A 24,816-nucleotide genomic window follows, 5' to 3' on the forward strand; every position below is an offset into this window, starting at 1 on the left:
GCCTCTGCGAAAGAGAAGCTGCCGTCGTGGGACCATTGGTGGCCTCGCGCGTTACATCCGATCGCGATTACAGCCGGATAACAAATATGGGCCATGCCCAGCGGAAGACCTCCACGGGGCGCTCCCCGGAGCAGGGAGGAACCTTGGCCGAGGAGCTGGCCTACCGCCTTCGCCAGCAGGAACTGCTGGCCGGGTTCGGCCGGCTCGCGCTTGAGATGCGGGATTTCGAGAGCTTGCTCCAAGAGGCAACCCGGCTTTGCGCTGAGGGGATGCACACCCGGTTCTGCAAGATCATGGAATACCTGCCGCACGAAGATCGGTTCATCATCCGGGCAGGAGTCGGCTGGAAGCCAAGCGTGGTCGGCGCCCGGACAGGTGCTGACCTGCAAAGCCCCACCGGATACGCCTTTCGCACGGGCCAGCCCATGATCTCCAGTCACCTCGAGGGCGAGGGCCGCTTTCGCACCCCGGAGATCCTCGTAGACCATGGTATCCGGCGCGCCATCAATGTGCCGATCATAACTGGAGCCTATCGCTACGGTGCCCTGGAGGTGGACAGCCCGACGGAGGGGCGGTTCACCCAGGCCGACCTCGCGTTCATGCAGGGCTTCGCCAACCTGCTCGGAGTTGCCCTCGAGCGAGGCAGAGGCGAGGTGGCGTTGCAGGGGACCGAGGAGCGCTACCGGCTTGCGGCCAAGGCCACCAACGATGTGATCTGGGATTGGGATCTCGGTGCCGGCCGCATCCGCTGGAACGAGGCCCTTGCCGCGCTCTTTGGCTATGCGGAGACCGAGACGGATGGCTCCTGGTGGAAGGGGCACATCCATCAGGACGACCGTGAGCGCGTGGTGAACGACATCCATGCCGTGATTGACGGTGACCGGGAGCACTGGAGTGCTGAGTACCGCTTCCTGCGCGCGGACGGATCGGAGGCCTATGTCTTTGACCGAGGCTACGTGATCCGGGACAGGCATGGGCGCGCCATCCGGATGATCGGCGCTATGCTGGACCTCACCGAGCGCAGACAGGCGGAGGCCGCGCTTCAGGCAAGTGAGGAGTTCACCCGTCGCATCCTCGAGAGCTCGACCGACTGCATCAAGGTGCTCGACGCGGACGCCCGTCTCCGGTTCATGAGCCCGGGCGGCCTGCACGTCATGGAAGTGGACGACTTCGGCGCCATTGAAGGCTGCGACTGGCGCGGCTTCTGGTCCGGGCCGGATCACGCGAAAGCCTGCGAGGCCGTACAAACAGCCCTGGCTGGCGGCAACGCCCGGTTCCAGGGGCAGACGCCGACGATGAAGGGGAGGCCCCGCTGGTGGGACGTAGCTGTGACTCCGATCAGCAACCCGAACGGCGCGGTCGACAAGCTCCTGTCCGTCTCGCGGGACATTACCGAGACCAAGCAATGGGAGGAGCACCAGCGGCTTCTGATCAACGAGTTGAACCATCGGGTGAAGAACACACTCGCCACCGTGCAATCCATCGTTGGGCAGACGCTGCGAAATGCGGGAACGCTGGACGAGGCCCAAGCCGCCTTCGAGGGACGCCTGTTCGCGCTCTCACGCGCCCATGACGTGCTCACCCGCGAGAACTGGGAGGGAGCCGGTCTGCGCGCGATCGTGGCGGAGGCGGTCGCTCCCTACGGCAACGCCCGCGAGGACCGGCTTCACCTCGAGGGGCCGGACGTACGGCTGCCGCCCCGGGTGGCCTTGGCTCTCGCCATGGCCTTGCAGGAGCTGGCCACCAATGCGGTGAAGTATGGCGCCCTCTCGAACGAGTCCGGCGAGGTGGGTATCCAATGGACACTCGACGGCACGAACGTTCCGCCGTGCCTGCACTTGCGGTGGGAGGAGAGCGGCGGCCCTCCGGTACAGGTGCCGACGCGGCGGGGCTTCGGGACGCGCCTCATCGAGCGGAGCTTGGCGCTCGATCTCGACGGCGACGTTCGCATCGAGTTCGCTCCCAGTGGAGTCACTTGCACGGTCGATGCCCCGCTCCTGCCTGATGGCTTACCGCTGGCGGGATCACGGTAGGGCAGGAGGCCCGCTGCCGGTACAGGTTAAAAATCTCCTCGCCACGCAGGGATCGAGGCCGTTCTCACGGAGATGATCGTCACCTGAGCGGGACCTGAATGGCTCCTTGCACGGAAGGCGCCGGAGAGGATCACAGCCTGAATACGGCGTATTCCGCCTCGCCGGGGAGCGCGTGACGGGCATTGCAAACAATCGGGTCTACGATCCAAGGGTAGCCGGGAACCGCACGGCAATCTGCGTTCCTTGGTTGCCTTCGATCGTGAGAGTGCCATTGAGGCTGCGAGCCATGCCTTCGATCAAGCGCATGCCCATGGATCCCACTCGGGGCTGCGCGGGAAGACCCACTCCGTTGTCCTCGATGGAGAGAAGCACGTCATCTCCTTCGTGGTGCAGTCCAACCCGGACGGCGCCTCGCCGCTTGTCGGGGAAGGCGTGCTTAAGAGCGTTGGTGATCGCCTCGCCTGCAATAAGGGCCACGTTAATGGCGCGATCAACGTCCAGCGTGATGTCATCGGCATCGCCCATGAGTTCGATGCGATGGTCCTCTGGGCTCTGGAGATGACTGAAGTTCCGGCACAGCTCCGTCAGGTAGCCTGCCATGTCCACCGACTGCACGTCATTGCTGTCCTGCCGATAGAGAAGCTCGTGAATGCGCGCGAGATGATCCAGGCGCTGGATGGCATTCTCCAACGCCTGTGAGACTTCGTGATTACCCTGGCGTGCCACCTGAAGGCGCAGCATCGAGATTGCCAGGGCGATGCTGTTCTTGGCCCGGTGGTTCACCTCGTGCAGCAACACGCTCCTCTGACCCAGAAGCCTGTCCTTCTCCCGGATGCTCTCCGTCAGGACGCTCTCCAGGGCATGTCTGCGATCAAGTTCGTTCTGAAGCTCCCGCGTCCGTTCCTTGACCCGGCTCTCCAGAACCTCGTTCAGGCGCTGGGTGCGGCGCTCGGCCCTGACGCGGCGGGTGATGTCCCAGAACGACGCGAAGTGCTGGATCACGTGGCCCTGGTCATCGTGAACAGGGCTGACGAACTGGGCCGCCCAGACCTCACGGCCGCTCTTGGACCGAAGCTGGACCTCAAGGTTGAGAGGCTCGTCCGCTTTCATGGCGGCCCGGATGTGGCGTTCCACCTCAGGATCGGTGTTGGTACCTGTTAGAAAGAAGTAGTTCTGGCCCAGAACCTCCTCGCGGGAGTACCCGAACAGGTCGATGAAGGATTGGTTCACATAGATAATGGGATTGTCGTCGACCGTAGGATCGGTCACGACCATCGGCATACGGGTGGCCTCGACCGCAGCCACGAACGGGCCGCCGCTCCGCTGGAAGGCGTTCACCCGCTCTTCGGCTCTTCCCTGATCGGTGTTGGTGGCTTCTAGGTCAGGCTCCAATTCCATGTACTCCGGTTTGCCGCCCGGGGTAATTGCCCACGGCCCAGGCTCGTTCATTGATACCATGCTCAACGGGAAGCTTGTCGGGTCCGTTGCAAGGCTATTCTGTCAAAGATGCCACCCCAGTGTCACGCATCGGCTGCCGGGCTCAACCCTGGGGGAGGGGAGCTTTCATGACGCGGTCGGCTCCGATATCCTCCGAGTCGGTCACCCCAAGCAGTTGAGCCAGACCGTGCCGCGCCGGGTTCACGCGGCTTTTGGTCGTGCCAATGGCCACCCCGCAGATCTGGGAGGCCGTGCGCCTGAGGGCGGTGGGGCTTGTCAACGGCTATAGCTGTGACTGGCCGATCACCCAGACAGAGATCGGCGATGCGCTTGGCGTCACGACGGTGCATGTCAACCGGTTCTGCAAGCCTGCGGGCCGATGGTCTCATTGAGCTGAAAGGCAACCGGTTGAACATTCCTGGCTGGGAAAGGTTGAAGAAGGCCGGTGACTTCGAGCCAACCTACCTTCACCTGGAGAGCCATCAGGCCGCCGCATGAGTTTCACCCTCCAGCCCATCCGCGTTGCGACAGGCTTCGACGAGGAAGGCATGATGGTCCTCGATGAGGAGCAGAGACTGGTGGCGGTGCTGGTTCGCCTCTCGGATGAGAACGAGGTGGCTCCAGGCCAGTGGTACCTGGAAGCAGGCTTTGGCCGGATTGATGGAACAAGCCACCCGATCTTCTCCAACCTGGACATGGCCCAGGATTGGATCAGTCAGCGCGTCGCCAAGGGATCCTGATCAGGCGTTTGCCCTAAGGCAGCACCTGACACAAAGGTTTATTCTTCCGGCTCGGGAAGCGGCTGTGCGAGGCCGCCTGCGGCGCCGATGCCGCTATGCATCTGACCGACCTTGATGGCGGTCGGGAGCACCGGAGAACCGTGCTCAACAGTGACAGGATCGAGCGGGACCACGACAGGCCCGGCCGCCTTGCCTATCATCTCCTGCACCAGGGTGATCAGGGCAGAAGGCGCATAGGGCTTGGGCAGGAACCGCTTGCCCTTCGGCAGGTCTCCGACACCGGGTCGGGCAAGTCCTGACGTGACAATGACCTTGATCCCCGGAAACCGCATGTCCACGATGCGAGCCAGGGCGAAGCCATTCAGCGCGCCCGGCATGTTGACATCTGTGAAGACCAGGCGCACGTCGTGCCGGCTTTCGAGCATGATCAAGGCCTCGTCCGCATTGACGGCTTCAATGACCCTGTATCCGGCGTCTTCGGTCAGGATGTCCCCTGCAAGCATTCGTAGCAGTGTTTCATCCTCGACGACGAGGATGACCGGAGGTTTGCTCCCGGTTGTGTTCATGAAACGCGCCCATTTTCTCTCTGCACTCAGTCAGGAGTGCTGGGGCGCTCAGGGCTGCGTGGCGTCAAGCCAAAGCCTGCCGCATACGAAGCGGCTACTGAAACTCTTTATATGCTTCAACTTCGCGGCAAGATAGTGCCAGGGTGTCACAACTCGGGCAGGGCTCCACAAATGGCGTCTGCGAATGACCCGGAACATGCCTCTGAACGGCAAAGTTAGATCACAAGGCTGAATCAAGAGGGGCGCCATGCCAGATCTCGAACAGATGGTTAAGCGACAGAAGGCGCTCGCCGACTTCGGTGACTTCGCCCTGCGCAACGAGGATCTCGACCAGATCCTGACGGAAGCCTGCCGCCTCGTCGGCGATGCGCTTGGGACGGACCTCGCGAAAGTTCTGGAAATCGAGCAGAACGGCCAGTGCCTGTTCATGCGGGCGGGGATCGGCTGGAAGCCGGGACTTGTCGGAAAGTTGCGTCTGCCCATGAACGAGCGGTCCTCCGAGACCTACTCGATCAAGGCCGGCAAGCCGGTCGTCACGCAGGATATCAGCAAGGAGGACCGCTTCGAATTCCCGGACTTCCTGAAAGAACACGGGGCCGTTGCCATCGTGAACGTGCCGATCTTCCTGCCCGGCGGAAAGCCCTACGGACTGCTCCAGGTGGACAGCCGCAAACCCCGCGAGTTCGGGGAGGAGGACATTGCGTTTCTGCGAACCTACGCCACCATCCTTGGGCCGGTGATTGATCGATTGCACAAGAGCCACAGCTTGAAGGACGCTCTTGAAGCCAACCAGCACCTGCTCAAGGAGCTGCAACATCGGGTCAAGAATCATATCAGCATCATCACCAGCCTCGTGAGGCTGCGGGCCAAGGACGTCAGTTCGGAGGAGGCACGCCGGGAATTGACTACGGTCGGGGAACGGATCGAAGTGCTTCGCCTCGTCAATGAACTGCTCTATGTCGCCGGCACGACCGATCTTCTCCGACTGCGTCCGTATGTAATGCAGCTCGTCGAGAGCCTGTGCCATCTGGACGAAGGCCAGTTCGGCAAGGTGCGGCTGGACTTTGCCATCGAGGAAGTGGACCTCGGCCCTGAGATTGCGGTGCCGCTCGGCCTCATCCTGAACGAGTTCGTCACCAACAGCCTGAAATATGCCTTCGACGGACAGGGAGGTGTCATTTCCGTGAGTATCGAAGTGCTGGAGGAGAACGGGATCAGGGTTCGTATGTCCGACAATGGCAAGGGGCTGACCGCGGAACCTCGTCCCGCACGCCCCGGCTCCGGCACTGGAATGAAGCTGATCGAGGCGTTCGCACGCCAGCTTGACGCCAAGCTGGACTGGTCCTCCTCGCAAGGAACGGCGCTCTCCCTCGAATTCAGCCGCCACTGATATTTGGATCTGCCAATTTCATAAGCAGCCGCCCGCGAAATTCCATCCACCTGTGGGCCGTTGATGGTTCAGCGCGAAGTATGGTTTGAGCCCGGAAGGTCGCCTTGTGGCACGAGGCGGAAGTACACTAAATTTCTGCAAAGGCGCGACGAGCGGACATTCATTCGGTCCCCCCAACGTTACAGTTTGACCCTAAGGAGACATTCTAAGCCCGAGCTTTTGAACGAGGCGGCTCAAGCCACGCGTGGGAGGGGGCTGGATCCCCGTGCGGCTAGTCAGCCCTGCGCCTGACCTGCCCGACCCGGTTCAGCACCTCACGCGGGATGCTGTAGTCCTTCACCACAGCTTCCCAGTTCCGGAGGCCGCATAGCTCCCGCTGGATCATGAAGGCCCAGACGAGGTCCGCCGCATTGTCCAGCAAGGCACAGCGACGATGCTCCCGGTCAGGTTGGTGCGCTTCGGCATCGAAGACCCGCAAAGTGGCCAGAGCCTGCTCAACTTGGCCGCTCAAGGCGCCAAGCGTATGCGCTTTCTGCTCCCGCAGCTCGTAATCGAGCACGCTCCAGCCCGTCTCCGGCTGAAGGCCAGTCGACAAGCTCTGGGGGATGCGAACTGCCATCTCAAATCTCCGCAACATGGCGATGGCGGGGAGATGGTGCCGCAGCCCTCATGGGTGAACGCGACACCCTGGCGCAAGCCGGCACAGGCTACACTCTACGGCATCTGTCACGTGGCGATGTGGACGAGGAGGCCTTGCTGCCTGCCGCGGAGCTGAACCTGGCGGGAGGACTGGAACCTCGTGAGCCACTCCGGATCTCCTGTGGCGCGGATGCAATCCTCCGAGGCGATGATCGAGCCGCCAATCTCGCGCGTCACCTCCTCGAGCCTGCTCGCCACATTCACGACGTCGCCCACGACGGTAAATTCGATGCGCTCCCTGCCGCCGAGATTGCCTACCGTCACCAGTCCACAATGGACTCCGATCGAGACACGCAGCGGATTGGCGCCGCGAGTGGACCTCTTCCGGCTCCAGCGCTCGATCTCCTGCTGAAGTTCAAAGGCACACGCGAGCGCGCGGGCCGGCGCGTCCGGTTGCAGGCCGATGGAGCCGAAGGTGGCCATGAAGCCGTCGCCCAGGTACTTGTCGAGGGTGCCGCCATGCCTGAAGACGATGGCGCAGCTCCGCTCATGGAAACTGCGCAGCAGGGCAAACGTCCGCTCGGGTGAGAGAGGCTCCGTGATCTTCGTGAAGCCGACGATGTCCGCGAACAGGACGGCCACCGTTCGTGTCGCCGGATCTCCGAACGCAGTCCCGCCGCGGCTGGCAAGGGCCTCGGCCACGTCCGGGGAGACGTAGCGCGCGAGGTCTGCCCGCACGACCTCGGCCTCGACCTGGTTCAACAAGGTCCGTCGGCTGCGCCAGACCGCGAGGGTGATGAGCAGGGTGAACAGGGAGGTTGCCACAAGCTGGGTATACCACGCCGTCAGACCGACAAAGGTAGGCTTGAAGGAGATATCCAGGGCCGCGGCTGACGTGAGTGCTCCCTCCGCCGCCGCATCGTTGAACCGCAGTGTGTCCGGCTGGGAGTAGATCGTGAAGACGCCGATCGACCAGATGACGAGGGTGGACACGCCCGTCCAGAGCACCCTCCTCGGGGAGTAGGTGAGAGCGGCCTCTCCCAGGAGAAGGAGAACGTAGAGAAATTCCTGCCCGCGCAGGCGGGTCTGGATCGGCCAGTCGTTGCCGAGACTGGCTGGCGGCGGGACCAGGATCGCGGCCGTCACCAAGGCCACGTCGAGGATGATGAAGCCAAGCTTGATCGTCTCGCTATGAGGATGGTGCCGCAGGCGGTACGGAATGTAGCCGAGGAGGAAGAACCCGAGGGCGTAGGCCCCGTAATAGAGGTCCCGTGGCCATGGGACGAGCCAGACCAGCCAGACGGAAACGACGATGATCGCGCTCAGCCGAGCGTAGAAGGCGAACCGGAGGCCTTCGAGCTCGGCCTGTTGAATGCTCGCCTGAAGACGACCCTGGGCGTAACCGAGGGACCGAAGCGATCGAAGCCCCTTCAAGGCACCGGACACAAAGCCGGCAATCCGGTTCGCCAAGTCAGACATATGCTCGCCCTGATGATCCCAGAAGCTCCGGGTCTGACCCTGATAGCATTTGGACAAGGGCCTTGCACGGTGCGAGCGGAAACGACGACAGCACGGCTTCAAGGCTTGATCCTGGGACCGTAAGCCCCTGGTGGACCCGTACGCAAGCGGCCATCACCCTCGGATTGCGACCTCTGCAATCCGTCAGCATCTTTTCATGATGACGTATAGTCCGGGAGCCCCGACCATGTGGAGGAGAAGAAGGCATCAGGCAGCGCGCAGGACGATGGTGGTCAGCTCGGACGGCACGCCCAGGCGGACGGCGAACCCGATCCACAGGGCTGTGCCATTGTTGACGTAGAGGGGCATGCCTTCCACGGCGTAGAGGCCGGACACGAAACCGTTGTTGGCTCTTGCGACGATGCGGTCGAGACCCATGATCATGCCGCCGTGCGTGTGTCCGGAAAGCTGCAAGGCGACTCCGGCCCGTGCCGCGAGCCCAGCTTCCCGTGGTTGATGGTTGAGGAGGATCACCGGTGACCCGGCAGGGGCGCCCTCGATCGCCTTGGCGATGTCGGGGCGGGGAAAGCCCGTGGCCCCGGCGGCCAGGTCGGTTACCCCGGCCAGTACGAACCGTGCGTCTGCCCTCCCGATCACGGTATGGCTGTTGGCGAGCGGACGCAGGCCGAGTTCTGAGAACCTCTCCATCCAGCCGGGATAGCCGAAGTAGTACTCATGGTTTCCCGGGATGACATACACGCCGTTGCGCGAGCGAAGGTCCTTCAGGGGTTCGACATCCGCGCGGCGGGCGGCGAGCGTGCCGTCGATCAGGTCACCCGAAATCACGATCAGGTCCGCATCCTGGCGGTTGGCGGCCTCGACCATCGCGGTCACCCAGGGTGCCTGGAACAGCCGTGAGATGTGCAGGTCGGTGAGTTGCAGGATGCGGAACCCGTCGAGTTCCCGCGGAAGGCCCTTGATGGCGATCTCAACCGTCTTGGGCATGGGAAGCCGCAGGGCCTGCGCGACACCGAACGCCGACGCCGCAAGGGCCATGATGCCGACGAGCGCGAACATCCACACGGGAGGCTTGATCCGTCGTCGCTCGATGAGCCGGCGGACAAGCGTGTAGATCTCGAGCGCGATCTGGAACAGCGCCAGCAGGAGGATCGACACGAACAGCCAGTTGACCACGATCATGACGGGTCTTGGGACTTCCGGCGAGAACATCGTCCCGAACGCAATCCGGCTCAGGAGGTGGTGGACCGACACGAGCAGCACCACGGCGGCGACCGTGTACCTCGCAACTCCGGCGATGGGCAGCCGTCCCAGGAACCGGAAGGCGACGATCAGGCCGAGGGACAAGGTCGCGAGGTGAAACACTCAGATCCTCCTATCGATGGGGTGGGGAATCCTGACCAGCAGGACGAGGGGTCTTCACGGGCATCGGCCCGGAAGCAAGGGATGCTCCCGGGCCGGTGACGGTTTCATGATCTTGGCTGTCAGGCGGCCGGGATGGCAACGGCATCGGTCCTGGCCAGGCCAACCGGCTCCATCCGGCTGAGGTCAGGCAGCCAAAGATGCGCTGTCGATCACGAAGCGATACTTCACGTCGCCCTTGAGCATCCGCTCATAGGCTTCGTTGATCCCATCCGCCCGGATCAGCTCAATGTCGGCAACGATCCCGTGCTTGGCACAAAAATCCATCATCTCCTGCGTCTCGGGGATGCCTCCGATCATCGAGCCGGCCAGGCTGCGGCGCTTCATGATCAGGCTGAACACCTCCGGAGACGGGTGCGGCGTCGCCGGCGCACCCACCAGCGTCATGGTGCCGTCGCGCTTGAGCAGCGCGAAGAAGGCATCGAGGTCATGCGGTGCTGCCACCGTGTTGAGGATGAAGTCGAGGCTCTTGGCGTGCGCTGCCATCTCGTCCGCGTTGCGGGAGACGACGACCTCATGCGCGCCCAACGCCGTAGCGGCCTCGCGCTTCGACTCGGAGGTGGTGAACGCCACCACGTGCGCGCCCATCGCGTGCGCGAGCTTGATGCCCATGTGGCCCAAGCCGCCGATGCCGACCACGCCCACCTTGTGGCCGGGACCCACGTTCCAGTGTTTCAGGGGTGAGTAAGTGGTGATCCCGGCGCACAGAAGCGGCGCGACGGCAGCCAGTTGCCCCTCGGGGTGGCTGACGCGCAGGACGTAGCGCTCGTGCACCACGATCTGCTGCGAGTAGCCGCCCAGCGTGTGACCCGGCGCATCGGGCGTGGGGCCGTTGTAAGTGCCGACCATGTGGTCGCAGTAGTTTTCCAACCCGTCGCTGCAATCGTCGCAGCGCTTGCAGCTATCGACGATGCACCCCACGCCGACCAGATCGCCGACCTTGTGGCCCGACACATGCGCGCCGACCGAAGACACCCTGCCGACGATCTCGTGGCCCGGCACGCAAGGATATAGGGTGCCGGCCCATTCAGAGCGCACCTGATGGATGTCCGAGTGGCACACGCCACAGAAGGCGATCTCGATGCCGACATCGTGTGGACCAACGGACCGACGGTTGATGTCCATCGGCTCGAGCGGCTTGTCCCCGGCATGGGCGCCAAAGGCCTTTACAGTCATGGAAGCATACCTTTGTTACTTAAATCTGTTAGGTCAGGGTTTCGGAATAGGCGGCCCCGGGGAAGGGGCTCAGTCGAGAGCGCCAACCCCGGTCGAACGGGGCGCTATCGGGCGCCGTATTCCTGGTCGGTGACCAATTCCATCCAGTCGGCGTTCTTGCCGTTTTGGATGTAGGTGATCGCGACATGGCTCATGCCGTTGGTGTCAGTCGCACCATGCCAGTGCTTGATCCCGGCCGGGATCCACACGGCGTCACCGGACGTGATCTCCTGGCGAGACTGGCCCTCTCGCTGGACCCAGCCCTTGCCTGCCGTGACGATGAGCATCTGGCCGGCCGGATGGGAGTGCCAGGCGGTACGCGCGCGCGGGGCGAAGGTCACCAGACCCGACGAGGCCGGGGTCTCGACGGAAGGCGGCGTGAGCAGATCCACAACCACTTGGCCCGAGAAGTTCTTCGGATCGGCAATCACCGACGGCGAGGAGCCGCTCGGGAAGACCTGGATCTCCTGGGCATTAGCCGAGGCACCGACGAGTGCGGCCGCGGTCATGGTGGCTGCGATGAGTGTGTTCTTCACGTTGAATCCTTTCAGGATGCAGGATGAGTGGTCAGGGGCCGTCACTTGGACCGGCTCTTGAAGACCTCTGCGGCGACCGGGCCGGCCGAGAAGGCATTGGGCCAGCCCGCATAAAATGCGATCTGCGTGACCGGCGAGCTGGGCCACCTGCCCATTCGCCATCAGGGACGTGATGGTCACGAGGCTGCGGTCACGCGGCGACAGGTCGGGGCGCAGCCAGACATCCTTGAAGAGCGGATCGGTAGTGTACTGGTCGAGACCAGGAGCGGCGGTTCCGAGAAGGCGTTGTACGCTCGCGACCCGGGCGGCCTCCGCCTGCTCGTTCGACGGCAGGAGCTGCGGCGATGCGGCCGGCAACTGATCCGGCCCAATCCGGCGCTGGGCGAAAATGTCCTTGGTGACGGCAACCGCCGCCATGGCATTCGACCAGCCCGAGTAGAAGGCGAGGTGCGTGATGGTCTCGGAGAGTTCGCTCGGTGTCACGCCGCTGTCGAGGGCAAGGTTGACGTAGTGCGGCAGGTCCAGCGTCTGGTGGCGGGCGATCAGGATCGCCACGGTGACGAGGCTGCGGTCGCGACGGGAGAGTTGCGGACGCTGCCACAGACCGTCGGCGACGTCCTCCCTGGCGTACCGGCCGAGGCCCGGGGAGACGGATTGGATCTCGGCCATCGAGAGAGCCGAGGTGCCGTCAAGGGAGGTGGACATGGGGGTGCTTCCTTGGGCATGGGCAGGGGTTATCAGTGCGAGGGACGCGAGTGTGGCGGCCAGAAGTTTCATGGGGCGACGGTCCTTTCCTGTGCGGTGGTGGGATCAGGGGTTCATTCGGGCGGTCGATGGGGTCATGGACGCTCGATCGACCCCAAGCGCTTCGTCACGAACGCCATGAGACCCGCAGCAGCCAGCATGGCTGCGCTCGCACCGAAGGTGCTCTGGTAGCCGCTCATGTCGAACAGGGAGCCACCGATGGTCGCGCCCAGGGTGATTGCCAGTTGGATGGCGGCGACCATCAGCCCGCCGCCGGCCTCGGCGTCGTTCGGCAAGGTGCGGCTCAGCCAGGTGTTCCACGCCACCGGGGCCGGAGTGCCAAGCAAGCCCCACGCCCCGAGCAGGAAGGCCGTTCCGGCAAGCCAGTGGCCGAAGGCGATCAGGGCCACGGCAATCACCGCCATCGCAAGCGGGATGGCGATCATCACGAAGTACATCCCGTTCTTCAGGAAAGGTCCGATGAGGGTGGTCCCGACGAGGCCGGTGACACCGAGAAGCAGCAGGATGAGCGACAGGGTCGGAACATCGACATGGGTCACCGTCTCGAGGAACGGCCGCAGGTAGGTGAACAGCGCAAACTGCCCCATGAAGAACAGCGTGATCGCCACCATGCCGGAGGCCACCACGGGCCGGCGGAGAAGCCTGAATACGTTCCCTGAGCCGGTCGGCCGCCCGGCGTGCATCGAGGGCAGCTTTGCAAGCAGCCAGACCAGCGCGACGGCGGCCAGGGGCACCACGCAGAAGAAGGCTCCGCGCCATCCGATGTACCCGCCGAGAAAGCTGCCCAGCGGCGCCGCGACGACGGATGATAATGCAGTTCCGCCTTGCAGTATCGCCAGGGCGCGAGGCACGCTGTCTTCCGGCACCAGGCGCATGACCGCTGCGGTCGACATCGACCAGAAGCCGCCGATGGCGATGCCGAGCACCGCCCGCCCGGCCATGAGGATCGTGTAGTTCGGCGCAAGGGCCACGACCGCTCCGGAGACGATCAGCGACAGGGCCAACACGAGCAGGACGCTGCGCCTATCCCATCGGGACGTTAGGCCTGAGATGGACAGGCTCGTGAGAACGGCGAAGAGGCCCGAGACGGAGATGGCCTGCCCGGCTTGGCCTTCCGTCATGTGAAGGTCGGAGGCGATCGGGGTCAGCAGGCTGACCGGCATGAACTCGGAGGCAACGAGCACCATGCAGCACAGCGACATGGCGAGGACTGCACCCCATGCCGGCGAGCGGTCACGGATTATGTCACAGGGAGAGGCGGTTCCGACTGTCATCAATGTCTCGCGATACCGATTGGAGACCGGAAGATAGGCGGTCCTCATTGGATCGATTAGGTGCTAAGACCTGCATGAACCTATGAGTGGAACTCATGAATGGCGCGCGAGAACATCAATGACCTGATTGCCTTCCTGGCTGTTGCGCGGGAGCGGAGCTTCACGAAGGCTGCCGCACAGCTCGGAGTCTCCCAATCAGCTCTGAGCCACACCGTGCGCGGGCTTGAGGAGCGGTTGGGCGTGCGGCTTCTGACCCGGACCACCCGCAGTGTGGCGCCCACTCAGGCAGGGGAGCGCCTGCTCCGGACAGCAGGCCCCAGGTTGGCCGAGATCGAGGCCGAGCTGGACGGATTGAGCGAGTTTCGTGAGAAGCCTGCCGGCACGATCAGGATCACCGCAGGAGACCATCCCACCGAGACGATCCTCTGGCCGAAGCTTAAAACGTTCCTTCCGGACTACCCTGACATCAAGGTTGAGATCGCCCTTGATCAAGCCTTGACGAACATTGTCGAGCAGCGGTTCGACGCGGGCGTACGTCTCGGCGAGCAGGTTGCCAAGGACATGATCGCGGTGCGCATCAGCCCCGATATCCGCTTCGCGGTGATCGGAGCACCCTCATACTTCGCCAGCAGACCACGGCCCATGACCCCTCAGGACCTCCTCGGCCATACCTGCATCAACCTGCGCCTGCCCACCTATGGCGGTCTTTATGCCTGGGAGTTCGAGCGAGATGGACAGGAACTGGCCGTCCGGGTCGAGGGACAGCTCGTGTTCAACGGCATCTTCCAGGTCCTCAACGCCGCGGCGGATGGATTCGGACTCGCTCACGTCCCAGAGGACATCGCGCTGCCGCACATCGCCTCCGGCCGCCTCGAGCGGGTCCTTGAGGACTGGTGCCCGTCGTGGACGGGGTACCACCTGTACTACCCGAGCCGTCGACAGTCCTCCCCGGCCTTCAACCTGGTAGTCGAGGCTCTTCGCCATCGGGGCTGAGACAAGCAAGGCGAATCCTTCGAATTGCCGCAAGATTGATGAGCTGAGCTCATAACGGCATGCGCCGCAGCTCGGCTAATCCTCCGCTTTCCCACTTGCTACTGTTTAACCGGAGCCAGGCATCGGCCTGAGCAGGAAAGAGCAGAGATACTGGCATGAACAAGCAGAACAGTCCCGAGAATATCGCGGCCCAGACCCCTGGCCTTGGCCGGCGTGACCTCTTGAAGCTGACTGGCGCTGGCGTCGCCGCGCTCGGTGCCGGCTCACTTCTCAATGCTTCCAACGCGAAGGCTCAGAGTATTTCAGGCGAATGGGACAAGGTTTTCCCGCGAAGCGAGAAAGTCGATCACCAGAAGGTCACTTTCAGAAACCGCTACGGCATCACGCTGTCGGCCGATCTCTACCAGCCGAAGAACCGTGCCGGCAGGAGGCTGGCGGCGCTCGCCATCAGCGGTCCGTTCGGCGCGGTGAAGGAACAGTCGTCGGGTCTCTATGCGCAGACCATGGCGGAGCGTGGATTCGTCGCGCTGGCGTTTGATCCGTCCTATACCGGGGAAAGCGGCGGCGAACCTCGCAATGTCGCCTCGCCCGACATCAATACCGAGGATTTCAGCGCAGCGGTGGACTTTCTCGGCCTGCACCCATCCGTCGATCGCGAGCGGATCGGCGTCATCGGCGTTTGCGGCTGGGGCGGCATGGCATTGAGTGCCGTCGCCGTGGACAAGCGCGTCAGGGCCGTTGCGGCCAGCACCATGTATGACATGACGCGGGTCATGTCCAAGGGCTACAACGATAGCGTGACCCTCGAACAGCGCACGAAAGCGCTCGAGCAACTGAGCCGGCAGCGTTGGAGCGATGCGGAAAAGGGAACCCCGGCTTACCAGCCGCCATACAACGAGCTGAAAGGCGGCGAGGCGCAGTTCATGGTCGACTACCACGACTATTACAGGACACCGCGCGGGTATCATGCGCGCGCCGTCAACTCAGGCAACTCCTGGACGCAGACCACGCCGCTGTCGTTCATGAACATGCCGCTCCTAACCTACATCAAGGAAATAGCGCCGCGCCCGGTCCTGCTGATCCATGGCGAAAAGGCTCATTCGCGTTACTTCAGCGAGACCGCCTACGCGGCTGCGGCGGAGCCGAAGGAGCTCCTCATCATCTCGGGTGCCAACCACACGGATCTGTACGACCGGGTCGACATGATTCCGTTCGACAAGCTCCAGTCGTTCTTCAATCAGCACCTCTCCGCGTAAGCGACGCGGTGAAGCCTGGGCCGTTTGGTTCAGACTCCGCCCGCGCCTTCGACGGACCATTGAGGCGATCCTCTGGCGGCACCAGAGCGGGGCGAAGTGGCGATCTTTGCCGGCGGAGTTCGGCCATTGGTGGATGGCGGCACAAACCTTCATCCGCTGGGCGCGGCTTGGCGTCTGGGAGTGGCTGCTGGCGTTGGTTCAGGAGCGTGGCATCAAGCTGGGTATGGGGTTCCTGGACGGCGCCAACATTCGCGCCCACCAGAAGGCGGCCGGTATAGCTATGGAAGGAAGTAGCGAATGAAGAGCATAACCTTGCACCCACCCAGGGGCATCCGGGGACTACGACTGCTGGCCACTGCGGGCGCTGCTGCTGCGGTCGCGCTGGGAACAGTCCTGGTTCCGGTGCTCCCTGCTGCCGCGCATCACGGGTGGCCCGGCTTCGAAACCGATCGCCTCGTCTACATCGCGGGAACAGTCTCATCGGATGGTGTCTGGGGTAACCCGCACTCGCAGTTCGACGTAACCCTGGACAGCAACCTGCCTGCCGACACTCCCGAACTGACGATTCCAGAGCAGTTGCAAGATCCAGAGGACAGTGTCCGGGTCAATGCCGCTCTCTCGTACAAGGGCCCCCACAAGGAACTGGAGGTCATCATCGCGCCGCCAGCCTGGTCGGGCAGGTGGGGCTTGGGCCGTGCGCTGAAGATCGGGGAGCGCTTCAAGGCAGTCGGCTACATCAATCGGACGAATGACATCCTGTTTCGTCCGGTCGTGTTTTGGTACGGGGATGGCGACGTGCCGGTAAACCAGGTGCTCGGCAACACGCTCCCGGTACGAGCGCCGCTGCCGAAGTAGGCTTCCTCGACGGCTGCGAGCACCACCCCGGCCATCAGGTGGAAGCCGCAGTGCAAGACTCTGGGAATTCAATGTTGTGGACGGGGTTCGGGGCCACCATCGTCGCGGTAAGTGCGGGTGGGCCCTCCACCTGCGCCATCGCACCGGGTGGGATTGAATGGAGTATGCTGGATTTGCTCGACTCGTTGCTGATGCTGTTGCAGGGCTCTACGCTCGGCGAGACGGTGCGAAGTGGCCAATACCTCTATCCGGTGCTCGAGGCCATCCACATCCTTGGGATCGCTCTTCTTGTCGGCCCGGCTTTCACCTTCGACCTCCGACTGCTGGGAGTCGGACACCGCGTCGTGTCTGCAACCACAGCCGCGCGCTATCTGCTGCCCGTCTCACACATCGGCTTCGCCATCGCCGTTACCACGGGTATCGCACTGCTCAGTGCGCAGGCCACCGTGGTCGCTGGTGCCGGAGCTGCACCGTGGAAGTTCTGCCTGCTGATCCTCGCCGGCCTCAACGTACCGGTGTTCCACTACGGCATTTACCGCCGCGTCGATGAGTGGACGGATGCCGCCGTAGCCCCGGTCGCCGCCCGCGTCGGAGCAGCGGTGTCACTGATCGCATGGACGGGCGTGATCATCGCCGGTCGGCTCCTCGCCTACACTTGATCTTCTGAGCGTCAAGATACCTTCATCTGTATCCCCTGCCTCGCCGCCACGCTCGATTTGCTCCACTCTAACAGGCCCTAATCGCAATCGGCCTGGCCGGCGTTTGCCTTGCTGGTAGATACACTGCGCTACAGCGGCTAAACCAAAGGCATCCTCACTGATTGGCGGAAGGGTGAGGGCGTCACGGCACAAGTGATGGCAGAAGTTGACTGAGGCAGTCCTCTGCTCGACCTCTCCGTAGACGCTCAAGTCGAGCTGGAGTACCGGAGCACGATCTTATCGAATGGGCAGGTTATATGAGCACTGATTGGGACGTCGTCATCATTGGCGGCGGGGCGGCAGGCATTGCCGCAGCGCGGCGGCTCGCAACCAAGGGCGTTTCCACCTTGCTGCTGGAAGCCTCGCAGCGGATCGGGGACCGTGCCCACACGGTCAACGTGGCCGGGCATGCGCTCGATCTCGGCTGCGGCTGGCTCCATTCGGCCGATCGCAATCCTTGGGTCGGCATCGCCGAGGCATCCGGCTTCGCCATCGAGCGCCGCAGGCCAGCCTGGGGCCAGCAGTATCGCGACCTGGGCTTCTCACCGGAGGATCAGGATGCAGCGGACGAGGCCTATGCCACATGGCATCGACGCTTGATGCGGGACCGCCCCCAAAGCGACTGTGCCGCCGATGCGCTGGATCCTGGCGGGATGTGGAACGGCTATCTTCAGGCGATGAGCGGCTACATCAGCGGCGCCAGCCTCGAGCAGCTCTCGATCGCTGATTATCTCGCCTATGACACTGCTTCAACAAGGCACAACTGGAGAGTGCCGGACGGATATGGCACCCTCATCGCGGCAACCCTTCCGTCTGCCGTTGCGCTTCGCCTTGCGACTCCGGTCGGGACCATCAACCTTGAGGCGGCTGGGGTGAGCATCGCAACGCGAGCCGGCAGCATCAACGCTCGGGCAGCCATCCTCACCATCTCGACCGCCGTGATCGTTGGTGGGGCCATCGGATTGCCGCCAGAGCTCGATGAGTGGCGCCATGCCGCCGCCAGCCTGCCGCTCGGCCGCAACGAAAAGCTGTTCCTGGAAATCGTTGGTGACCATCCCTGCGAGACTGAAACCCATGTCATCGGCGACCCGCGCAACCCACGCACGGGCTCCTACTACATCCAACCCTTCGGCCGTCCCGTAGTCGAAGGTTTCTTCGGCGGAGAGGGCGCCGAGGTGCTGGCAGAGGACGGACCTGCCGCTGGCTTCGCCTATGCCATCGATGAGCTTGCGGCGCTGTTCGGCTCGGGCATCCGACGCAGCCTCCGGCCCCTGGCTGCCTCGACCTGGAGCCGGATGGAGAGCATCGGGGGAGGCTACAGCTATGCCCTTCCGGGAAAGTCGGTAGTCCGGGACATCTTGGCTCGCCCATTCGACGGCCGGCTGTTCTTCTCCGGCGAGGCAACGCACCCCTACGACTTCTCAACCGCTCACGGGGCTTATCAGAGCGGAGTGCGGGCTGCCGATGAGGTGATAGCTGCGGTTCGCCCTTCAGCGCCCTAGGTCTACAGCTTCAGCGGATTGAGAGGACTGGCATGGCTTTCATCTTCATCACCGGCAGCACTGATGGGCTTGGCCGCGCGGCGGCGCAGGCTCTGATTTGGCAGGAGCATCGGGTCGTTCTCCATGCCCGCTCGCAGCATCGTGCGGCAACGCTCGCGGACCTCTCGCCACGCTCGGCTGGTATCGTTGTCGGCGACCTCGGCAGTGCGGCCGAGACCCGTGCGGTCGCGGATCAGGTCAATGCCATCGGCCGGATGGATGCGGTCATCCACAATGCCGGCATCTACACCGTGCCGAACCGGTCACCGACCCCTGAAGGGCACGCGAGTGTCCTTGCCGTCAACACGCTCGCCCCGTACATGCTCACGGCCCTGATCGAACGCCCCCGCCGGTTGATCTACCTGAGCAGCGGCATGCATCGTGGCGGCACAGGACCGTTGAACGATATCGATTGGACCGAACGGCGCTGGGACACAACCCGCGCCTATTCTGAAAGCAAGCTCTACGTCGCAGCCCTCGCCCTTGCCGTGGCGCGCCTCTGGCCGGAAGTTCTGAGCCATGCGGTCGACCCGGGCTGGGTTCCGACCCGCATGGGCGGTGCCGGAGCGCCGGACGATCTCGAAGAAGGCCATCGCACCCAGACTTGGCTCGCCACAAGCGATGATCCTGCGGCCAATGTCAGTGGCGGCTACTGGTATCACCGCAAGCGGCAGGAGCCAGCCGCGCAAGCGTCGGATCCCAGCTTCCAGGACGAGCTCATGGCCAAGCTTGCGGAGACGACCGGCGTGACGCTGTTCTGAAGCGTTGGGGCTTGGTTCATGTGGTTGGCGCCGACGCTTCTTCGACCCTGTGCCTCAACCACACCATGCCACCCTCAAGCGTCTCGCAGCCGATCAGACGGACCCACGGCGGCATGATCCTCGGGCTGGACCGATTGGTCGCGCCCGCCAACAATGGCTTCGTCTCGGGCCGCTACACCGTCGGCGGCATGACGCTCTACGTGAACAACGGCACGGGGCTCTGGCCGGGCTTCGCGTTGAGGCTCGGCCGCCCGTCCGAACTGACCCGCATCAACCTGCGACGCTCGCTGCCGCAGGATCGTTCGCCCGTCCACGCGCCGATGAGTTCGGAGCGGACGATTGCTCCAGCCGCAGCGGGATGAGATCGCGATGACAACGCCGTCCAGCCGAATGGCAGCTATTGGGATGCCTGAGATCTAGCACAAAGGCAGCAATCGTCATCGAGCCCGAGTGCCGGCATCTGAACGCCGTTGTTCAAGGTGACGAGGGGATTGGTCGATGTCATTGCTGTACCTGTCGGTGTGAGGGCTTCGGGCGGTGGATCAATCGCTGACGCGGGCGCTTAGGGTGATCGAGGGGCCAAAGGTCAGAAGAGGACCGAGCTCTTTCATCACCTCGGCAACATGCGGATTGGCGGCATGGGCATCCACGGCATCCTGGCTCGTCCATCCGTCGAGGATGTAGAACGTATTGGGATCATCGATCCTCTGGTGGAGGTCGTAGTAGATGCAGCCGTCCTCCAGCCGAGCGGGCGCAACGAACATCATGATCAGTTCCCGGACCCTGTCACGGTTGGCCGTCTCGCAGCGAAGCTCGCAGATGATATGTCGCTCCAAGGATTTTCTCGCATCCATGATCAGTTCCTCCCTGCATAGACGCGCGTCATGCCGCCATCGACAACAAGGTCGATCCCGGTGATGTACTTGCTGGAGTCGGAGGCCAGGAAGACCAGGGCATCGGCGATGTCCTCGGCGGTACCGACACGACCGGCCGGGATTTCCGTTGCAACGCGGGTGGCGTAGCTGGCGATATCATCGTCGCTGAGCTTCTGGACGTGGCTATAGCCCTCGGTCGGCACCACGCCGGGACTGATCGTGTTGACGCGAATCCTGCGATGCTTGAGATCGGTGGTCCAGCTCCGGGCGAGTGAACGTACGGCCGCCTTGGTCGAGGCATAGACAGCAAAACCCGGCAGGCCCATGTCGGCCGTGATCGAGGCATTGAGGACGACCGACGCGCCGTCGCGCAGAACCGGGAGCAGGCTCTGGACCGTCAGGACCACACCCTTGATGTTGACGCTCAATTCGCGGTCGATCTGTTCTTCGGTCAGTTCTTCCAACGGGGTTGCATAACCGCCGCCCGCGTTGGCGAACAGGATATCGAGCTGGCCATGCGCCGACTTGATGGTCCCGGCAACCCGCAACATGTCCGCCTTGTTACTGGCATCGGCTTGGATCGCGGTAGCGGCAGAACCGAGTTCGCCAATAGCGCGGTCCAGCTCCGCCTGACGGCGACCCGTGATGTAGACGAACGCACCCTCCTCGATCAGCTTCTTCGCCGCACCGAACCCAAGCCCGGTGCTTCCTCCCGTGACGAGGGCGACGCGGCCCTTCAGTAGTTGCATTTCCATGGTGGTCTTCCTTGATGGCGTGCGGAGCCGTTACCGCGCCAGCCATTGTGCGGCGCGGTTTCGATGCCAGGTTTGATGGAGCGTGAACCGTTTAACGGTTGATCGTCGCCTGCTGGGCGGCGTTATAGCGTGAGCCCACGACCTCGATCCTGGACAGGGCTTCCTTGATCTTGGAGAGGTCGGCGGCCGTCAGCTCGACGTCGTCTGCTCCAGCATTCTCTTCCAGACGATGGAGCTTTGTGGTGCCGGGGATCGGGACAATCCATGGCTTCTGGGCCAGGAGCCATGCGATGGCGACCTGGGCGCGGGTAGCTTTGCGACCGTCGGCAATCTCACCGATCACGTTAACCAGGGCCTGGTTGGCAGTACGGGCCTCGGCCTCGAAGCGCGGAAGCGTGTTGCGGATGTCGCCCTCGGCGAAAGACGTGCCATCATTGATCGCGCCCGTCAGGAAGCCTTTGCCGAGTGGCGAGAACGGCACGAAGCCAATGCCCAGCTTTTCCAGAAGCGGAATGATCGCCTCTTCGGGCTCACGGGTCCAAAGCGAATATTCGCTCTGGAGGGCAGTCACAGGCTGGACGGAGTGGGCGCGGCTGATCATTTCGACGCCAGCTTCCGACATGCCGAAGTGCTTGACCTTGCCTTCGGCGATCAGGTCCTTGACGGTTCCGGCAACATCCTCAATCGGCACGGCAGGATCGACACGATGCTGATAGAACAGATCGATGACGTCCGTGCGGAGGCGCTTGAGGGTTTCCTCTGCCACAAGACGGATGCGGGCCGGACTACTGTCGAGGCCGTCCTTCGGGCTGCCGTTCTTGAAGCCAAACTTGGTGGCAATGACAACCTGGTCGCGGAATGGCTGGACGGCTTCGCCGACCATCTCTTCGTTGGCAGCGCCATAGGCTTCCGCAGAATCGAAGAATGTGATGCCCTTCTCGTAGGCAGCGCGGATGAGGGCGATGGCCTCCGAGGTGTCGGTTGCAGGGCCGTAGCCAAAGGTGAGACCCATGCAGCCCAGACCGATAGCGGAGACTTCGAGGCCAGTGCCGAGTGTACGCTTCTTCATGACAGTTCCTTTCGTGATCTGATGAAGCGAACATAGAATGTGGTTAGTTCCACGGTTAGCTGCTATTGGGCGCGTAAGGTTATAAGCAAGGCTAATACCGTGGCGCGTAACAACATCCAGGACATCTCTGCCTTTCTGATCGTGGCGCGGGAGCGCAGCTTCACCCGCGCGGCCGCCAAGATAGGGGTGTCACAGTCGGCGCTCAGCCAGACCTTGAGGGGTTTGGAGGAGCGTCTTGGCATCCGTCTGCTGACCAGGAACACGCGAGGCGTTTCGCCGACTGAGGCCGGGGAACTTCTGCTGCACTCGGTCGGGCCGCATTTCGACGGGATCGATGCCGGGATAGCCGCCTTGAGTGGCCTGAAAGAAAAACCCTCCGGGACGGTCAGGATCACCGCCGATCAGCATGCCGCAGAGGATGTTCTCTGGCCTGCTCTGGACAAGTTCCTTCCGAAGTTTCCCGACATTAAGGTCGAGATCGTCGTCGATTACGGCCTCACCGACATTGTCGCGGAACAGTATGATGCCGGGGTCCGGATCGGAGAGGTCATCGCCAAGGATATGATTGCCGTCCCTATAGGACCGGATATGCGCATGATCGTCGTGGGCGCCCCGAGCTATCTGGAAACCCATGGAGCGCCGCAGACCCCTCAGGACCTCACCAGCCACAACTGCATCAACCTCCGCCTGCCGACCTATGGCGGCCTGTATGCCTGGGAGTTTGAGAAGAGCGGCAGAGAGCTGAACGTTCGCGTCGAGGGCCAGCTCATGTTCAACAGCGTCGGTATGATCGTCACGGCGGCGCTCGCCGGGCACGGTCTGGCCTATGTCCCGGAAAGCCGGATCAAGGATGACTTGGACAAAGGCCGGCTGACGGCCCTGCTCGAAAATTATTGTAAGCCCTTCTCGGGCTACCACTTGTATTATCCGAGCCGTCGCCAGCCGACACCTGCATTCACTGCCGTCGTCAATGCACTCCGTTACCAGGACGCGCGGTCGAGGAATTGACGCTATGACAACAGAAAAAGGTGCTCACCTTAAAATGAGCATGCACGGTCACGAAGTAGAGTTGCGATAGAGGAATCTGGCGTACGGCCGCTTCTGGCACGGGGCTGACCTTAGCCGAATTTCTGCAAGACTGGGGTGTAGCGGACTTTCATATAGTTCGCTCAACGCTACACTCTGACCCGGAGGAGACCTTCCAGGGGCGAGTGAACATCGGCATAGGTCGTCCGGTCCTGAGCGGATGGAGATGGCTCAGCCTACCAATCAGTGCGAGGGGACACCGCCTCACTTGGGCAAGGTAAAGACCCGCTGTGGCCTCTCGACGTCTCGCAACTGATGGCGCCCCAAATCCACGAGAGGCTGGCTGACCTCCCGCGCAAGCGCATGGGAGACGAGCACTTGCTGGTCGAGCCGCTTGGCCAGGTCCAGGAGCCGGCTGGCCCGGTTCACGGCCGGGCCGATGACCGTGAAATCCAGCCGATGCGGGGCTCCGACATTGCCATAGGCCACCTCGCCCACATGCAGCGCCAGTCCATGGACCAAGGCTGCCGTACCCGCCGATCGGCGCAGGTCGTTCTCGGCGTCTGTCCGCCGGCCGAACTCCTGCGCCGCCGCCAGTGCCATCCGGCAGGCTGCCACGCGGTCGTGCCCGGCCGATGTCGGGAAGATCGCCAGCACGGCATCGCCGATGAACTTCAGCACCTCGCCGCCGTGGGCCTCCACCACCTCCCCGATAGTGCCGAACCAGGCGTTCAGGTGGGCCAGCACCTCGGGGATGGGTGATTGCTCAGACAGGAGCGTGAAGCCCCGCAGGTCGGCGAACCAGATCGCCGCCTCGATCATCTCGACGGCGCCGCGGTCCACCCGGCCCTCGATGATGCGCTGTCCGGTGCGGGGGCCGACGTAGGTGTCGAGCAGGTCGACGGCGATGCGGCGCAGGACATGCCGCTCCAGATACGGGCTGAGTAGCCTTGCAGCCATCTCAAGCCTCTCCAGGGATGCCGCGTCGAAGCCCTGTGCCTCCCGGGTCGCGAACGAGACCACGGCTGTCCGGGTCTGGTCCAGGAAGGCCAATGGGTACATCACGTAATCGGACGCGCCGGTCAGGCGCAGTTCCTCGAGGAGCGGCATGTCAAGGCAAGGTGCCACGAGCCGGCGGCGGAATGGCTGCGCGGTTTCGTCGACGAAACGAGTGGGACTGTTCAGATACGACTCTGAGGTCGCTGCCGTGGCACGGTCGGCCGCACGCACCAACTGGTTCTCGTCCGTCCAGACATGCTGCCAGCCGCTCACCTCCGGGTGCAGTACCTCCAGGCCCAGCGAGGCGCGCCAGACGGGGATCCCGGACCGGACGATCTTCTGGCAGAAGCCGGCGAATAGCTCCTTGACGGTGTCATGCGGCGCCTCGTTCGCCAGCCAGAGCGAGATATCGTCCGTTCGCTTCATCAGTCGGGACCTTGCCGTTTGGGCGCGAGCAGCCACGTAGGCATCCATTAGAAAGCCGCACGAATGTAC

The 24,816-nt window shown here is 63.2% G+C and carries 23 protein-coding genes and 3 pseudogenes; 13 read left to right on the top strand and 13 right to left on the bottom strand.

The window, feature by feature from the left end; translation table 11 throughout:
• Window positions 1-86 precede the first annotated feature (86 nt).
• Complete coding sequence (locus JKG68_RS33490; protein WP_246515520.1) at window positions 87-2,033, top strand: HWE histidine kinase domain-containing protein; 1,947 nt, start codon at window positions 87-89, stop codon at window positions 2,031-2,033.
• 198 nt (window positions 2,034-2,231) lie between these two features.
• Here JKG68_RS33490 and JKG68_RS16840 read toward each other — a convergent pair whose 3' ends face one another.
• Window positions 2,232-3,431: a PAS domain-containing protein gene (locus tag JKG68_RS16840; RefSeq protein WP_202061782.1), complete on the bottom strand. Its 1,200-nt coding sequence runs from the start codon at window positions 3,429-3,431 to the stop codon at window positions 2,232-2,234.
• 263 nt (window positions 3,432-3,694) lie between these two features.
• On the opposite strand from JKG68_RS16840, the gene JKG68_RS16845 reads away from it, so the two are divergent.
• The gene (locus JKG68_RS16845) at window positions 3,695-3,862 is read left to right on the top strand and encodes a helix-turn-helix domain-containing protein (protein ID WP_202061784.1); all 168 of its coding nucleotides are present in this window, start codon (window positions 3,695-3,697) and stop codon (window positions 3,860-3,862) included.
• A gap of 102 nt (window positions 3,863-3,964) precedes the next feature.
• Window positions 3,965-4,210, top strand: coding sequence for a hypothetical protein (locus JKG68_RS16850; protein WP_202061786.1), 246 nt, complete (start codon window positions 3,965-3,967; stop codon window positions 4,208-4,210).
• Window positions 4,211-4,248: 38 nt separating this feature from the next.
• Here JKG68_RS16850 and JKG68_RS16855 read toward each other — a convergent pair whose 3' ends face one another.
• Window positions 4,249-4,776, bottom strand: a complete 528-nt coding sequence (locus tag JKG68_RS16855) for a response regulator (protein WP_202061793.1) — start codon at window positions 4,774-4,776, stop codon at window positions 4,249-4,251.
• 247 nt (window positions 4,777-5,023) lie between these two features.
• Here JKG68_RS16855 and JKG68_RS16860 point away from each other — a divergent pair, with 247 nt between their 5' ends.
• Entirely contained in the window at window positions 5,024-6,166 is a 1,143-nt protein-coding gene (locus JKG68_RS16860; RefSeq protein WP_202061795.1) for a sensor histidine kinase, read from the top strand.
• Between the two features lie 271 nt (window positions 6,167-6,437).
• On the opposite strand, the gene JKG68_RS16865 is transcribed toward JKG68_RS16860, so the two are convergent.
• From JKG68_RS16865 to JKG68_RS16895, 7 genes and pseudogenes are all read right to left on the bottom strand, one after another.
• Window positions 6,438-6,785, bottom strand: coding sequence for a DUF6665 family protein (locus JKG68_RS16865; protein ID WP_202061797.1), 348 nt, complete (start codon window positions 6,783-6,785; stop codon window positions 6,438-6,440).
• Between the two features lie 107 nt (window positions 6,786-6,892).
• On the bottom strand, window positions 6,893-8,284 hold the full coding sequence (locus JKG68_RS16870) for an adenylate/guanylate cyclase domain-containing protein (protein ID WP_202061799.1): 1,392 nt from the start codon (window positions 8,282-8,284) through the stop codon (window positions 6,893-6,895).
• A gap of 246 nt (window positions 8,285-8,530) precedes the next feature.
• Window positions 8,531-9,646 carry a metallophosphoesterase gene (locus tag JKG68_RS16875; RefSeq protein WP_202061801.1) on the bottom strand — a complete coding sequence of 372 codons (1,116 nt, stop codon included), beginning with the start codon at window positions 9,644-9,646 and terminating at the stop codon, window positions 8,531-8,533.
• Between the two features lie 183 nt (window positions 9,647-9,829).
• Window positions 9,830-10,879 (bottom strand): NAD(P)-dependent alcohol dehydrogenase, encoded by a 1,050-nt coding sequence (locus tag JKG68_RS16880; protein ID WP_202061803.1) that lies wholly within the window; start codon window positions 10,877-10,879, stop codon window positions 9,830-9,832.
• Window positions 10,880-10,983: 104 nt separating this feature from the next.
• Entirely contained in the window at window positions 10,984-11,427 is a 444-nt protein-coding gene (locus tag JKG68_RS34270; RefSeq protein ID WP_210346362.1) for a (R)-mandelonitrile lyase, read from the bottom strand.
• Window positions 11,428-11,495: 68 nt separating this feature from the next.
• Window positions 11,496-12,231, bottom strand: a pseudogene (locus JKG68_RS16890) (carboxymuconolactone decarboxylase family protein).
• Between the two features lie 62 nt (window positions 12,232-12,293).
• Window positions 12,294-13,493, bottom strand: coding sequence for an MFS transporter (locus tag JKG68_RS16895; protein ID WP_202061807.1), 1,200 nt, complete (start codon window positions 13,491-13,493; stop codon window positions 12,294-12,296).
• A gap of 99 nt (window positions 13,494-13,592) precedes the next feature.
• On the opposite strand from JKG68_RS16895, the gene JKG68_RS16900 reads away from it, so the two are divergent.
• From JKG68_RS16900 to JKG68_RS16935, 8 genes and pseudogenes are all read left to right on the top strand, one after another.
• Window positions 13,593-14,486, top strand: a complete 894-nt coding sequence (locus tag JKG68_RS16900; RefSeq protein WP_202061812.1) for a LysR family transcriptional regulator — start codon at window positions 13,593-13,595, stop codon at window positions 14,484-14,486.
• A 155-nt stretch (window positions 14,487-14,641) separates the two neighbouring features.
• Window positions 14,642-15,742: an alpha/beta hydrolase gene (locus JKG68_RS16905; RefSeq protein WP_202061814.1), complete on the top strand. Its 1,101-nt coding sequence runs from the start codon at window positions 14,642-14,644 to the stop codon at window positions 15,740-15,742.
• A gap of 46 nt (window positions 15,743-15,788) precedes the next feature.
• Window positions 15,789-16,037 (top strand): annotated as a pseudogene (locus tag JKG68_RS16910) (transposase); the annotation flags it as partial.
• 2 nt (window positions 16,038-16,039) lie between these two features.
• Complete coding sequence (locus tag JKG68_RS16915; protein WP_202061816.1) at window positions 16,040-16,597, top strand: hypothetical protein; 558 nt, start codon at window positions 16,040-16,042, stop codon at window positions 16,595-16,597.
• A 164-nt stretch (window positions 16,598-16,761) separates the two neighbouring features.
• Complete coding sequence (locus JKG68_RS16920) at window positions 16,762-17,256, top strand: hypothetical protein (protein WP_202061818.1); 495 nt, start codon at window positions 16,762-16,764, stop codon at window positions 17,254-17,256.
• 296 nt (window positions 17,257-17,552) lie between these two features.
• The gene (locus tag JKG68_RS16925; protein WP_202061825.1) at window positions 17,553-18,797 is read left to right on the top strand and encodes a flavin monoamine oxidase family protein; all 1,245 of its coding nucleotides are present in this window, start codon (window positions 17,553-17,555) and stop codon (window positions 18,795-18,797) included.
• A gap of 32 nt (window positions 18,798-18,829) precedes the next feature.
• Complete coding sequence (locus JKG68_RS16930) at window positions 18,830-19,597, top strand: SDR family NAD(P)-dependent oxidoreductase (protein ID WP_202061833.1); 768 nt, start codon at window positions 18,830-18,832, stop codon at window positions 19,595-19,597.
• Between the two features lie 101 nt (window positions 19,598-19,698).
• Window positions 19,699-19,959, top strand: a pseudogene (locus JKG68_RS16935) (metallophosphoesterase); the annotation flags it as partial.
• Window positions 19,960-20,139: 180 nt separating this feature from the next.
• Here JKG68_RS16935 and JKG68_RS16940 read toward each other — a convergent pair.
• The 3 genes from JKG68_RS16940 to JKG68_RS16950 all read right to left on the bottom strand — a co-directional run bounded on the left by JKG68_RS16940 (window position 20,140) and on the right by JKG68_RS16950 (window position 22,296).
• Complete coding sequence (locus tag JKG68_RS16940) at window positions 20,140-20,451, bottom strand: putative quinol monooxygenase (protein ID WP_202061835.1); 312 nt, start codon at window positions 20,449-20,451, stop codon at window positions 20,140-20,142.
• Window positions 20,452-20,453: 2 nt separating this feature from the next.
• On the bottom strand, window positions 20,454-21,227 hold the full coding sequence (locus JKG68_RS16945) for an SDR family oxidoreductase (RefSeq protein ID WP_202061837.1): 774 nt from the start codon (window positions 21,225-21,227) through the stop codon (window positions 20,454-20,456).
• Window positions 21,228-21,318: 91 nt separating this feature from the next.
• Window positions 21,319-22,296 carry an aldo/keto reductase gene (locus JKG68_RS16950; RefSeq protein WP_202061839.1) on the bottom strand — a complete coding sequence of 326 codons (978 nt, stop codon included), beginning with the start codon at window positions 22,294-22,296 and terminating at the stop codon, window positions 21,319-21,321.
• A 99-nt stretch (window positions 22,297-22,395) separates the two neighbouring features.
• On the opposite strand from JKG68_RS16950, the gene JKG68_RS16955 reads away from it, so the two are divergent.
• The gene (locus JKG68_RS16955) at window positions 22,396-23,304 is read left to right on the top strand and encodes a LysR family transcriptional regulator (RefSeq protein ID WP_202061841.1); all 909 of its coding nucleotides are present in this window, start codon (window positions 22,396-22,398) and stop codon (window positions 23,302-23,304) included.
• A 282-nt stretch (window positions 23,305-23,586) separates the two neighbouring features.
• On the opposite strand, the gene JKG68_RS34545 is transcribed toward JKG68_RS16955, so the two are convergent.
• Window positions 23,587-24,783 carry an adenylate/guanylate cyclase domain-containing protein gene (locus JKG68_RS34545; RefSeq protein WP_210346360.1) on the bottom strand — a complete coding sequence of 399 codons (1,197 nt, stop codon included), beginning with the start codon at window positions 24,781-24,783 and terminating at the stop codon, window positions 23,587-23,589.
• Window positions 24,784-24,816 lie beyond the last annotated feature (33 nt).

This window comes from Microvirga aerilata, from assembly GCF_016743775.1.
In the GTDB taxonomy this organism is placed as follows: Bacteria; Pseudomonadota; Alphaproteobacteria; order Rhizobiales; family Beijerinckiaceae; genus Microvirga; species Microvirga aerilata.